The sequence below is a fragment of the Acinetobacter kyonggiensis genome (assembly GCF_900107285.1).
Lineage (GTDB): Bacteria > Pseudomonadota > Gammaproteobacteria > Pseudomonadales > Moraxellaceae > Acinetobacter > Acinetobacter kyonggiensis.
The window spans coordinates 1-13,206 of the sequence record NZ_FNPK01000017.1; the positions used below are offsets into that span (position 1 = coordinate 1).

Annotated in this window: 14 protein-coding genes and 1 pseudogene; 6 read left to right on the forward strand and 9 right to left on the reverse strand. The window is 36.7% G+C overall.

The annotated features are described in order from the left end of the window. The 3 genes from BLV99_RS12845 to BLV99_RS18735 form a co-directional block, all read right to left on the reverse strand. A partial coding sequence (locus BLV99_RS12845) for a transposase (protein WP_139243526.1) occupies positions 1-251 on the reverse strand: 251 nt, incomplete at its 3' end. 79 nt (positions 252-330) lie between these two features. After that, positions 331-537, reverse strand: coding sequence for a hypothetical protein (locus BLV99_RS12850; protein WP_092691339.1), 207 nt, complete (start codon positions 535-537; stop codon positions 331-333). Between the two features lie 155 nt (positions 538-692). After that, positions 693-776 carry a hypothetical protein gene (locus BLV99_RS18735; protein ID WP_425283558.1) on the reverse strand — a complete coding sequence of 28 codons (84 nt, stop codon included), beginning with the start codon at positions 774-776 and terminating at the stop codon, positions 693-695. Positions 777-1,065: 289 nt separating this feature from the next. Here BLV99_RS18735 and BLV99_RS18260 point away from each other — a divergent pair, with 289 nt between their 5' ends. From BLV99_RS18260 to BLV99_RS12865, 4 genes and pseudogenes are all read left to right on the forward strand, one after another. Beyond that, positions 1,066-1,203: a hypothetical protein gene (locus BLV99_RS18260; RefSeq protein WP_167356334.1), complete on the forward strand. Its 138-nt coding sequence runs from the start codon at positions 1,066-1,068 to the stop codon at positions 1,201-1,203. 40 nt (positions 1,204-1,243) lie between these two features. Continuing rightward, a protein-coding gene (locus BLV99_RS12855) for an IS3 family transposase (RefSeq protein ID WP_092691341.1) occupies positions 1,244-2,319 on the forward strand; the annotation gives its coding sequence in 2 pieces (ribosomal slippage) (positions 1,244-1,496 and positions 1,496-2,319; 1,077 coding nt in all). Positions 2,320-2,374: 55 nt separating this feature from the next. Further along, positions 2,375-2,590: pseudogene (locus BLV99_RS12860) on the forward strand (hypothetical protein); the annotation flags it as partial. A gap of 84 nt (positions 2,591-2,674) precedes the next feature. Beyond that, positions 2,675-3,100, forward strand: coding sequence for a PPC domain-containing protein (locus BLV99_RS12865; protein WP_092691343.1), 426 nt, complete (start codon positions 2,675-2,677; stop codon positions 3,098-3,100). On the opposite strand, the gene BLV99_RS12870 is transcribed toward BLV99_RS12865, so the two are convergent. From BLV99_RS12870 to BLV99_RS12885, 4 genes are all read right to left on the reverse strand, one after another. Next, positions 3,097-4,449 carry a PQQ-dependent sugar dehydrogenase gene (locus BLV99_RS12870; RefSeq protein WP_092691346.1) on the reverse strand — a complete coding sequence of 451 codons (1,353 nt, stop codon included), beginning with the start codon at positions 4,447-4,449 and terminating at the stop codon, positions 3,097-3,099. The two genes, BLV99_RS12865 and BLV99_RS12870, sit on opposite strands and share 4 nt — an antisense overlap. 326 nt (positions 4,450-4,775) lie before the next feature. Continuing rightward, entirely contained in the window at positions 4,776-5,390 is a 615-nt protein-coding gene (locus BLV99_RS12875; protein ID WP_092691349.1) for a hypothetical protein, read from the reverse strand. Positions 5,391-5,487: 97 nt separating this feature from the next. After that, positions 5,488-6,666 (reverse strand): CsgG/HfaB family protein, encoded by a 1,179-nt coding sequence (locus BLV99_RS12880; RefSeq protein WP_092691351.1) that lies wholly within the window; start codon positions 6,664-6,666, stop codon positions 5,488-5,490. Further along, a complete protein-coding gene (locus BLV99_RS12885; protein WP_086185784.1) occupies positions 6,660-7,040 on the reverse strand; it encodes a hypothetical protein in 381 nt (126 codons plus the stop codon). The genes BLV99_RS12880 and BLV99_RS12885 overlap by 7 nt, the downstream gene beginning before the upstream one ends. Before the next feature lie 1,202 nt (positions 7,041-8,242). On the opposite strand from BLV99_RS12885, the gene BLV99_RS12890 reads away from it, so the two are divergent. Next, positions 8,243-8,728 carry a DUF2867 domain-containing protein gene (locus tag BLV99_RS12890; protein ID WP_092691354.1) on the forward strand — a complete coding sequence of 162 codons (486 nt, stop codon included), beginning with the start codon at positions 8,243-8,245 and terminating at the stop codon, positions 8,726-8,728. 669 nt (positions 8,729-9,397) lie between these two features. Continuing rightward, a complete protein-coding gene (locus BLV99_RS12895; RefSeq protein ID WP_092691356.1) occupies positions 9,398-11,017 on the forward strand; it encodes an oleate hydratase in 1,620 nt (539 codons plus the stop codon). 250 nt (positions 11,018-11,267) lie between these two features. On the opposite strand, the gene BLV99_RS12900 is transcribed toward BLV99_RS12895, so the two are convergent. Together BLV99_RS12900 and BLV99_RS12905 are read right to left on the reverse strand one after the other, a co-directional pair. After that, a complete protein-coding gene (locus tag BLV99_RS12900; protein WP_092691358.1) occupies positions 11,268-11,972 on the reverse strand; it encodes a transglutaminase-like domain-containing protein in 705 nt (234 codons plus the stop codon). 366 nt (positions 11,973-12,338) lie between these two features. Beyond that, positions 12,339-13,199 carry a Vmh family MBL fold metallo-hydrolase gene (locus BLV99_RS12905; RefSeq protein WP_092691361.1) on the reverse strand — a complete coding sequence of 287 codons (861 nt, stop codon included), beginning with the start codon at positions 13,197-13,199 and terminating at the stop codon, positions 12,339-12,341. Positions 13,200-13,206 lie beyond the last annotated feature (7 nt).

A 13,206-nucleotide genomic window follows, 5' to 3' on the forward strand; every position in this document is an offset into this window, starting at 1 on the left:
GACAGCACTTCAAAAACTCTCTGCCACACGCCTGTTTTAGCCCAGCGGCTAAAGCGAGTATGCACGACTCTAAAATCACCAAAGCGTTCAGGCAAGTCTCGCCACGGGATACCTGAGCGGTAACGATATAGTATTGCTTCAACAAATAATCGGTTATCTTTGGCGGTTACACCAACCGTACCTGTTCGTCCAGGTAACAGATCTTTAATCTGTTCCCATTGATCGTCTCTTAATGCATAGCGTTTAGTCATAAGAGAATAATAAGGACGCGTCAGATTTTATCAACCTAATTGATGACACGCCCTAGATAGGCATATATATTTATGTCATTTAAGGTTTAATAATTTTAAATATTTTTCCGCTGCTTGTACTTTGAAAAAGCATTTCAAAGCTAGGGCGAATCACCTCATTATCGACAATAATATATTTTATTCGTTCATATGTTTTGACAGTACTTGATACAACCTCATCCAAGGTTGCTTCAATGGCGTAATGCACACCAAATTGATCCTTCACACTAATATTAAATTTATTCATAAATACACCTTAAAAAGAAAATAACACAGCCTGAGACTGCAAAAATAGCATTCAATGATTATTAGATTTTGTAGTTATATACATTGAACGCTAGTCAATATACGTTAAAAAGCATTCTTTAAGGAATATATTTCTAGCTATTCATATTGATGTGCCTAGGCTTTGTGATCGTTCGGATAATCTGCAACGTAAGCATCTTCAAATTTTAAAATTACACACCAATTTTTATTTACACTCAGAGAGCACTATCTTCCATTCATATAGCGTATCAAAATTTATGTAATTTTTATGACAAAGACAAGTGAATACACAGTTTGTTGACTTTAGCTCACAAAAAAGTTGGAAATTTTTCGATGAATATGACCAAACATGCGACTGCCTTTTGGATAACAATGCGAAAAAGTGTCTAAAGAAGAAAGAGTAAGCATAAAGTTAAATAAACAGTTTTAAGTATTGTAAATTAACTCTTAAAAATTGAATGACCTCTGTATTATTAAATTTAATATTTAAAGTAAGGTAATAAAAAGAATGAAACGGATAATTTTTATTTTATTAAGTTTAATTTGTACATCTTACACCGCTCAAGCCAGTTCAGCCGATGCATGGAAAAAACATGATCAAAAGCTTAAAGCAGCGGTAATGCTCCCCGCAAATAATTGGACTTAAAAGTAGAAAATCGAATACCCTTGATTTAAGGAGATTTTCTATGAAAATATCTAAATATTCAGACAGCTTAATTATGAGTATTTTGAAACAAGCTGAAGCAGGAACACCTGTTCCAAACCTTTGCCGTGAGCATGGAATGAGCACCGCAACTTTCTATAAGTGGAAGTCTAAATATGGCGGAATGGATCTTTCCATGATGACTAGGCTTAAAGAATTAGAGGCTGAAAATGCCCGTTTAAAACGTATGTATGCTGATGAGCGGCTTAAATCTGACATTTTACAAGATGCTCTTTCAAAAAAGTTTTAAGGCCAGTTCAGCGGAAGTCTCTTGCACAGCAGGCTGCTGAGCAGTTTAAGATTTCTATCAGCATGGCCTGTTTAATTTTTAATATTAGCCAAACCTGTTATCGCTATAAGGCCCTTTTGAAAGAGGAAAATGTTCAAATCGCTGAGTGGTTGATTAAGCTAACAAATGAAAATAAAACGTGGGGTTTTAAACTCTGCTATCTGTATTTGCGCAATGTAAAAGGTTATGGATGGAATCACAAACGCATATATCGGATCTACAAAGAGCTTGAACTTAACTTAAGGATTAAACCCAACAAACGAATTAAGCGAGAACAACCAGAAACCCTTGCAGTACCAACAGCTAAGAATGAGTCATGGTCAATGGATTTTATGCATGATCAACTCAGTGATGGGCGTAGCTACCGTGTGCATAACGTCATTGATGATTACAATCGAGAATCGTTAGATATCCTTGTTGATTTCTCATTACCGGCTGAACGTGTTCTGCGGGGGCTTAACCAATTAATTGAATGGCGAGGCAAACCTAAACATATTCGATCCGACAATGGGCCTGAATATATAAGCGATTTAATGAAAGAATGGTGTGATCAACATGATATTGAGCATATCTTTACTCAGCCAGGTAACCCTCAACAAAATGCCTATGTTGAACGATTTAATCGCACAGTTCGATACGAATGCCTAAACCAATATTTATTTAGAGAGCTTAGTGAGGTTCAAGACTGTACAACCTTATGGCAGTACTTTTATAATCATGAACGACCTCATATGTCAGTAAATGGTTGTCCACCTAATTTTAAACAATAACAAGGGCTTTGGATTTTCTACCCATTAGTTCAATTAAAAATGGGGGTATTACCCAGCTTGTATAAAAGCGAGTCTATTAAAAAATACAAAGGTCGTCAGTGACATTATGCCCTTTGATGATCGTGTGGGATATTCTGCTATAGTTTTAGAAGGTCGCTATCCTCAAGCGCATATGAAAAACCAGCTTGGACGTGAATTATGTCTATGGCAGCGATCTAAACAAAAAGCTTCCATCGTGGAAGCAGATACACTCTTAAAATTAAAGAAATAAACTCATCGTTTAATCGCATAATTAAATTCAGACCGACAGAAAATGATATGCTAAATCCATAATTTTATTATTTGAGACAATAAAATGAAAAAGAGTTTAAGCCTCGCTATTTTAGCTGCTTCAGTGGCATTAGGTTCTGCTCCTGTAGTTGCAAAGTCATTAGAAACACCTGTGACTTTCAAAAAAGGTACTTATGGCGCAAGTTTAAAAGGTACTTTCAAAGGCTATGATGATGCCCTTTATACACTGCATGCCAAAGCAGGCCAACGATTGAAATTTAAAACAACCAGCACGGGTGACTTAGCATATATCAATATTTATGCACCAGAAGATAAGCCAGATAAAGCTGAAGCCTTATGGATTGGTTCTACAGCAGGCTCAGCTGGAGAAGTGGTTCTACCATCAACGGGGAAATATACACTGCAAGTTTATCAAATGCGGAATAGCGCACGGCGCGGCAAAACTGTAAATTTCAATGTCGATATCCAAATTTTAAATCAAGCACCTTAAGGTGCTTGATTCATTGGACTCTCATAAGTCGTTGCACCAACTGGTGATACACGCCAAATCATATCACCCACATCATCGGCGACCAAAATAGCCCCTGAAAAATCCACCGCTACACCAACAGGCCGCCCAAACGCATCACCTTTATCGTTTAAAAAGCCAGTCAATACATCTTGCGGTTTACCAGAAGGTTGACCATTTTGGAACGGCACAAAAACGACTTTATAACCACTATGCGGTTTACGATTCCATGAGCCATGCTGACCAATTAGCGCGCCACCGCGATATTGTGGCATTAATTCGGCAGCATAAAATGCTAAGCCTAACGATGCTGTATGGTTACCCAGTGCATAATCAGGCTTAATTGCGCGCGCGACCAACTCAGGATTTTGTGGTTTTACCCGTGTGTCTACATGTTGACCATAATAGCTATACGGCCAGCCATAAAAAGCACCATCTTTAACTGAAGTCATGTAATCGGGCACCAAGTCATTGCCCAGTTCATCACGCTCATTCACGACTGTCCATAGCGCACCACTTTGAGATTGCCAATCCATGCCATTTGGATTACGCAGCCCTGTCGCAAACGGTCGTGCCTTGCCACTGGCAATATCAAATTCCATAATCAGTGCACGGCCCATTTCTTTGTCAAACCCATTTTCAGCTACATTACTGTTTGAGCCAACAGTAATATAAAGTTTGGTGCCCGCAGGGTTGGCAATTACGTTTTTGGTCCAATGATGGTTTAACGTACCACCCGGTAAATCCAATATTTTGGTTCCGCTTACTGTAATTTGAGTTGCACCTTCTTGGTAAGAAAAGCGTATTAAGGCATCAGTATTGGCCACGTACAGCATGTTTCCTACCAGTGCCATGCCAAATGGAGAGTTTAAATTTTGTAGAAATACGGTTTTTTGGTCAGCGATACCATCACCATTGGTATCACGGAGCAAGCTAATGCGGTTGGCGCTCGGATACGATGACCCTGCACGCTTCATCACCAGTTGCGCTATTTTTCCTTTAATTCCCTTGCTATCATCAGGCTTAGATGGCGCATCTGTTTCGGCCACCAGCACATCACCATTCGGCAACACATACAGCCAGCGCGGATGTTCAAGTTTTTCCGCAAATGCTTGTACTTTTAAACCTGTAGTAGGCGTTGGCATAATACCCGCAGGCCAGCCTTTGGCAGTAGCAATATTAACCGTAGGCAGCAAACTTGATTTAGGTTCAGGCAAATTAGGTTGTGGGCCATAGCTGTCTGTGATTGGAGAGCTAGATGGTGAAGCGCATCCTGTTAGTGCCAATACAATGGCAGAACTCGCAATGGGCAGTAAAAACCGAGCAGACATTTTTTATCTCCAATTTATTTTTGTCGCACTAAATAGAGAATAATTCTTTGTATGATAGAGATATAGGTTTTTATTTAACATATTTGTGGCTATACCAAGTTAAAAATGCAGATTCAACATCTACTGCTATTCCCAAGTAGAAGTGTTCGCTTCTAGCTTCTATAAGTAAACCTCGCATCTGAGACAGGATTAAATTGGCGGCCCATTGACTACGTAATATCAGTAAATAAAAAAAACTGTTGCATTCAAATGTAAATTTATTCCAAAATAAAAAAGGTCTAACTATCCGTTAATAGTTAGACCTTGAATCATGTTGAAGGGTTGATTTACTTTACGGTCACTGTAATGCTACCGGTGTTCACAGCACCGATTGCTGAAGTTTTGATGCCATCAATATGATTCACTCTTCCGTCTACATTTACAGATGCATCAATAGCGCCTGAATTAAAGGCTAAATTTGCTGCGCTGTAATTGCTCAGCGTTGTAGAGAATTGATCATAATAGCTAGTATTCACTCCTGCACTGATAGAGCTTTCGAGTTCAGATGACTGTTCATTATGCCATCCCTCTACCTCATGCCATGCATTTTTTTCAGCGGCAAAAGTTCCATTGAATGTACCCGCAGTAACAGCACTGAAGTTGCCTTGCTGTAAATTGATACTGCCTGTGTTCACTGCACCAATTGCTGAAGTTTCTGCCGCGACTTTGTCTCCAACATTATTGAGTGAATTATAACGACCATCTATGTTGACAGTTGCATCAATATTAGCGGTATTGATTGCAAGGTTAAGTGCACTACCATTTTTGGCATGTTGAGTTAAAAGTTGTAGAGTTCCTTGCAAACCAGTATCTACAGTGACGTGGTTGCCTTGTGGATTTGCCATAGCTGCACTGGACAGGAAGGCGACGGATAAGGCGATTGTTGTGATAGTCTTATTCATGGTTAATTTCCTTTTCTAGTTTTCTTTTCTAATTTTGAAGTACTTCTCGCTAAGCACCTCTTTTTATAATGGGAGCGAGCCCATTTTTATATATCTTTTAATCACGCTGAGTTGTTGACCAGTAATTTTCGATCATTGCTGGATTTACATCCCATAACATCTGAGCCTTCTCATCTTCTTTTTTTCCCTCATTCACTTTGCTTGAAGATGAGTGCTGTTTCATACTGATATATTTAATCAGATCCTTTTTACTCATTTCAGAATCACCTTCAGGATTTTTAATCAGGTCAGATTCTTTATTTTTATGCGGCTGCGTATCTTTGTTTGGTGAGTTTGTAGATTTATTTTTCTCATTCGATGAACTTGTTTTATCTGATGAAGAGTCCAGAAGAGACCCACTTGAATCCACAGTGTTTTTCTGCTGGCTTTCTTTATATTTATACAGGGCAACAGAACTTCGCGTTAAACTTAAGCTGCCAAATTCAGGTGGTATTTCAGCGCGGCAACTTTCAAATGTTACGGGTGGAATGACCTGACTGAGCAATTCAAAAGTAGCCAAATTCAACATTTGACGCAAAGCAAAGTTGGTCGCTTCTCTCTCTCCTTTGCCAATCTGAATGTTCAGTAAAGTATGACCAGCAAACCTGCCTGCATTTATGCCGTAATCCTGTGCTGCAATTTGCTTCTGTAGCGAAACATTAGCAACAACTTTACTGCTACGCGTATCTGTCAGAGATAAATCTAAACCGACCATAATGCGAGTTTGACTATAATTGGGGCCAACACCGCCTATCTGCATGTCAAAACCGCCACCGGGAATAAAATCCAAACTGTTAATACTACCTGTCACATAATAATCAGAAGCTTGAATTTGCCTTGGGTCACGAATTCCCCACTTGGCTTCGCTTTCTATAATACGAGGATCACGCCGATTCAATAAGTTAACACCCGCCTGAAATAATGCAGATTGCACCATATCTCCAGCGCCTTGCGTAACCATTTTTCCACTACCACCATTCGTTACAACATCTTTGCCTGTTTGGTCTAGAATCGCACCAACAGAAAAACTAACATCATTGCGCAGTTGTCCTTTCAGACAGGATAAGGCCATATCAAAAGGCGTAAAAATATCAGTAATAGGTGGCCCTTGTACAAGGCTGACAGGCTCCTTGTTTGAAAGAGCCATACCAGTACATCCTGTCAGAAGATGGCTAAAAAGGATCGTGATGCTCACAGAAGATATTTTTCTTCTATTCAACCAAGGAAAATTCAACATAGTGATTGTCCCCCTGGTTGGGTGCTTAAGTTAGGACATTGCTGATTATTTTGAGTGGTAGTTGAATTTACAGAGCCGTCATTTGCAGTATCATTCGAGATATCTACACCGTTGTTTGAACCATTTACATTTACATTGCTAGTAGATGAATTAAGTGTACCTATAGAACTTGTCGATGTGCTGTTTATTGTGGTTTTTCCCAGTCCAGAATAATAATCTGAATCCTTAAGCTCAATGAGATTTGCTTGGACTAAATTATCATTGGTGCGACTACTTGATGCTTTCCAGCGCTGACTCCACTCATCAGAGGTTGCATAAGCATTGCTCAGAAAACATACACAAAATAAACCAACATTGATCACTGATATTTTCATAATTCTTACCACCCTTTGATCTAAGATGTTTATTTATTTTTCATTTAGTAATGTTTAATTTATCTAATAAATATTAAATCACAAAAGATCATAAAAGTGAGAACTGCATCAACATTTTTATATTTATTTATTTCAGGTAAAAATATATCCCATTGTTTTAAATTAAAAAATATTAATTATTAATTATTATTAAATTGTAAGAAATCATTATATAGAAAAAAATTTAATTTTAAATTCACATGATATTTAAATTAAATTAATATATTTTTTATATCAAAAATTATCAATTTTTTATTTAAGAAAGAATAAAATTATGAGCCAATAAAATTTTATACAGTGATAAACCTATATTTTATCAGATCTTCTTAAAAACGTGATATAAGTCACACTTTGCTGGTGATTTTAATTATACATCACAATTAAAGTTATTTATAAAAGATTTTTTTACACGAATATGGATTTTCTAGAATCATAAGCCTAATGCGAGTTAGCCATGTTAATACCCTACATTTATATGAATCGTATCTAAGGATGTAGGGTGTGCTGCCTCAATTGTGTGACCATCTGCTGTTTCTCCCATCCTTTGATATTCTCTTTGTGCAACGTCTATTAAAAACAATGCCATACTCATCACTTTATATTTTTAACGGCAACTGAATAATAATTATAAATACCTGTATATAAAATGGTTTATTTAAAATACATGTTTTTTAAATATCAATTATCGACAAAACATCTTCTATTTATAATGATCTTTGCCATTCTACCCAAAGAAAAAATTTGAATCATTTCATGCTTATTTATTAGTTTAGTCGTCATGATTTTACTAACTCCAAAACCGACTAATGTTAGATCAACTTAGTGGACTTTCACATATCTCCCAACATTCACCTTCGTACTGATCGAATATGCTGTGCAGCCTAATCTAAGGATGCACAGTAATGTATGACTAATCATGCTTTTCATAATCCATCAACAATTCAGCCAAAATCTCAGTTGCAGACAATACTTTTTATTGGACATTTGCCAGCTCAGCGTTATTTAAAATAAAGCCGAGTTCCACAATCAATTTGTCATTACGCACAAATATCAGCTTTCACATATTGAAGAATAAAAAATAAAAATTGACAATACGTACTTATAAATATTAAAAATTAATCAATACATTAACTAAAAAATAAATTCCTAAAAGAGTATTTCAATTGAATATAGAAAACCGTAAATCTAGATTGGTTGCACCTGTTAAGGAGTTAAATTTCCTTCATGAGGATACGCAAATTATTAACAAGAATATTAGCGCAATTCAAGCTTATAGCATGATGACGCATAAATCATCTGCTTGGCTAAATACTGCTTTTAAGATTAGAGATTTCTTAAGTTATAGATTAGGAGGTGTAAAGCCAATTAAAGGATTTGGCTCATCCACAATTCATCCAGCAAAATTAAATGATAAATTAGATTTCTTTGACGTGGTTAAAATTTCAGATAATGAATTGTTTCTCCAGTCAACGGATAAGCATTTGAGTGTGTTAGTTGCTATGCAAATTAATGCATGTACTGAGTACAAGAATGAAATTAAAATTACAACAAGTGTCGTAACGTACAATTTTTTTGGAAAAATTTATATGCTCCCAGTATCCATTGCACATGGGCGGATTATAAGAAATATGCTTAAAAAATTAGCATAACTTACGAACAAAGCCTTTGCTTAATCTGCCCCAAAAGTTGGACATACAGTCTAATTTAAAGGCTACATTTCATGTCAAAATACATAACCTGAATCCAGCTTAAGTCAATGCTTCGCTCATTTGAATCGTTGGCTTATTTTTTATGGCAGAGCTAATAAACACACAAAATTACATAAATACCTGTGAAGTAATCTAAGAGACTCCAAGACTTACTCGTCACCAGATTATATGCTCTTTGGGCAAACTAAATAATGACAAGAAGAAAGCTTTGGAATTATTGAACTGCGAACATTGATACCAAATTTCAATGAACACGATTCAGGTTATGTAAGTGATCTATTCTTTTTTAAACAGCCTCCTCATCATCAACCATAGATTTTTCTTATAAATAAAAATACAGTTGTGTATTATTGAAAAGCTTGGATGGTCTTCCAAACAAAATAGAGTAAAGACTCAGTAAGTTTTTCTAATTCAATAATTTAAGAATATATTAAAATCTAATAATGTTCATTAAAAATCCAAAAAGACCATAAAACTTAAGTTATTGATTACAAAAAACTGTATAAAATTACTTTAACTTTCATACATTTTTCATATATAAAAAGACATACTAATTTTATGGCTTTAAACCATTTAACACATAATTTTTAAATCAATGAGGGGTTAATAATGCAAAATAAGAAACGCAATCTTTTGGATGCGCAACACTCACATCTTTGGATTATCGGTGGTGGTATTGCTGGCATGGCAGCAGCAGCTTTTGCAATTCGCGATGCTAAAGTGCCTGCAAAAAATATTCATATTTTAGAAGAGCTGGATATATCGGGCGGTTCAATGGATGGCGGCCCTACTCCACATGCAGCGCAAGCATGGGTGACACGTGGTGGACGTATGCTGACCGATGAGACCTATTTATGTTTATGGGACTTATTTTCCAGCATTCCCTCTTTAGAAAATCCTGAAATTTCTGTACGTGAAGAATGCCGTGAGTTTAACGAACAAGTGAAAACCCATGCTCAAGCGCGTTTAATTGATGCACAGCATGTAATTGCAGATGCAGAAAAACTCGGACTAAATACATTGCACCGTGCGCAAATGTTGCGCTTATTGGCATCGAGAGAAGAAAAAATCGGTAGCCGCCGCATTGATGAGTTTTTTGATGACGCTTTTTTTGCAACCAATTTTTGGCGCATGTGGCGCACAACATTCGCTTTTCAAAAGTGGCATAGTGCAGCAGAACTGCGCCGCTACTTTTTGCGTTTTATTCAGGAACTACCACGTATTCATACGCTCGCAGGTGTCAAGCGCACCAAGTACAATCAATACGACTCCATGATTCTGCCGCTACAACGCTGGCTGGTGGCGCAAGGCGTAGATGTGCGCTTTGGCAATTATGTGACCGATGCAGACTTCATTACTGATGAAGAAACTCAAGAACGCCGTGCTACACGTCTATACGTGAAATTACCTGAAGGTACAGAGCAAATCGAGCTGAAAGCGCACGACTTAGCCATTTTCACTTTAGGCTCCATTACTGCCGACTCTCGTTATGGCGGCAATGATGATGTACCCGCTTTAATCCGCGACCGTTTGGATCATGGCTGGACACTTTGGGATACATTGGCTAAGAAAGCACCTGACTTTGGCCGTCCAATGACTTTTTATGGCAATGTCGATGAACATAAGTGGGAGTCATTCACCCTAACCATGAAAGATGATGTGCTGTTAAAACGCATCATTGATTACACTGGCAATGAACCAGGCACTGGCGCATTGATGACTTGGTTTGAATCAGGTTGGCATTTATCCATTGTCGTTCCAGCACAGCCACATTTTCCAGACTTGCCTGAAGGCATGTATACCCTATGGGGCTACGGCTTCCAAATTGACCATATCGGCGATTACATCAAAAAACCGATGAGCGAAGCCACTGGTAAAGAAATTTTAACTGAACTCATCAAACAGCTGGGCTTTGATGACATTTTAGAGCATGTGTTGCAAACAACCGATGTGACAACAGCAATGATGCCGTATGCATCCGCCCTGTTCGCATGCCGAAAATTAGGTGATCGTCCTTTGGTGATTCCTCATGGTTCGCAAAACTTTGCCTTTTTAGGTCAGTTTGTTGAAATTGAAGATGATGTGGTCTTCACTGTGGAATATTCTGTGCGTGGCGCTATGATTGCGATTTATGAATTCTTTGGCGTAGAGCGTGAAATTCCAGAGATCTATAATGGTCTGCTCGATCCGAAAGTAGGTTTAAAAGCACTGGAAACAGTTTTCCATTAAGCATGAATTGACCTTGTATAAAATAAGAGCACACAAACGTGCTCTTATTTTTTTAACTTAGTCTATTTTTATCTCAACACATTACAAAACATACTTATTTCACCAAATTAATAGAAGTAGATTGCCCTATTTTTAAAAACAATATACTTAAACTTTATTTACTTAGATCTTCGCTAACTTTCACAACCTCAATAATTTCGAAAGTACGTTGGAATTTTATTCAGCTTTTACGAGTTATCGTCAATAAATTCTAACGCTGTTTATTCCTAATTGTATTTACATTCTTGTTCATTAAATGTCTTATAAAGTACTTAAAAAAGAGACTTTGAATATAACTAAGTTCTTGTTGATGATTTCTATAAAAATCGTCAGGGCTATCAAATAGACCGAAGTCCTGATTAATCCCCTTATCCTGAATAAAAGTATCACTTAGATTCCAATCTATAGGCGGATTATCAAAATTATCAGTGAAAACTCCAAAACCGCAGAATGTCTTAGTCATGTTTTTATTAATGTTTCTTAATTCTTGAAGATACTGCCTATCAAGAATAACCCCTTCCAAGATATACCAATGTTCATTCACATAAACTTCTACCCAGCTATGCAAAATGTTTTTAGGTGAAAGCTTATACCAGAGACCATCAATGGCACCTTTTTGTAACTCTTTATCAATAGTGAAGCCGTGTAACCGAGTAGGTATTTTGACTGCTCTTAACAGTGCCATCAATAAAGTCGCTTTTGTATTACATTGGCCATAGCCATCTTTTAAAATATCAGAAGCCTGTATCGTGTCACCAGTGTTATAACCAAACTGTATTTCATCTCGAACAAAATTATAAATATTTTTTACTTTATCTACATCACCTAACTCATTCCATTTTCTTTGCTCTATTAAATTTTTTATTAAAATATGGTTATAGTCCAAAATAGGGGTTTCTTTCAACAATCTTTCCATAATGACCTCTGTCGTTTTAATTATCTTTATTCAAAACTATGGAGTTAGACCAAGGTCAATAGATCATGACTTTTAATAATTTATAATATTTTCCTTATTTTTATTTTGGGGTTTTTCTCTATCTAAAACTATGCAAAAAATGTGCTGACTTTAGCTCACAAAAATAAGTGCAGGCTTGGTATGAACAATGCAAATAATCAGGACAAATCCTCTTAATTTAAATTATGGATTTAATTTATAGAGAAATAAACAAATTAACGCATACAACTTAATCCATTGTATGGATTAAGTTGTATGCAAATAAAACCTTAAAAGTTACCAATAATTCTAGAAAAGATAATTGTAAGAACATGAATTGCGCTTAAATTATTTCCACTGCATTTCGCCTGTAAGTACTTTGGAGCTTAACTCCAAAGAACTTTCTTCTGCCAAGTTAGGGTACTTCTCTTTTAAGGCCGCAATGACTGATGCTGAATCTTTATGATCTTTCAAAACCTTATCGACATCCACAAGATACTTGTAGGTAAAGTCGATGGCTTTTGTTGCAGAAGGAATTTCACCCATATAATGTCCAGGAATTACAGCCTGTGGATGTAATCGATTCATTTGTTTCACCGTTTTACGCCATTCAGCACGTGCTTCTTTCGTTTGTGCATCTGCTGTCCACAAATGAATCCCTGAAGACAAACCAACACCGCCCAGAATTGTACGATTGCTTGGAACCCAAAGATAAGAAGCATATTTACCTGGCGCTTTAATCTCAATTTTTTCACCTTCTAGCTCAATCGTTTTATCTTCAATTGCACTAGGAACAATCACTTGAGATGGAGCACCATTTTTCAAAATGGGACCCCAATAGGCAAACTTGCCATCTTTAGTTGCTTCAATATGTTTGACTACTTCAGGTGTTGCAATCACTTTTGCATTTGGGAATGCTTGTACAAGTGGCTCTAAGCCGAAATAATAATCTGGGTCACCTGCTGTAATAATAATATATTTAAGATTTTTACCACTGTCCTGTATGAGTTTAACTAAGTTCTTTGCATCGTTGATACTAAATTGTGCATCAACAAGCACAGCTTCTTTTTCACCAGAAATTAGAGTCGATGTAACAGGGAAAATACCTTGTGCTTGAGGGTTATAAACTTTATAGCTTAACTCCGTTGCAAAAGCTGAAGCACTCAGTGCCATTGAACTCACAAGAAGTGATTGAATAAGTAATTTCATATTGTTG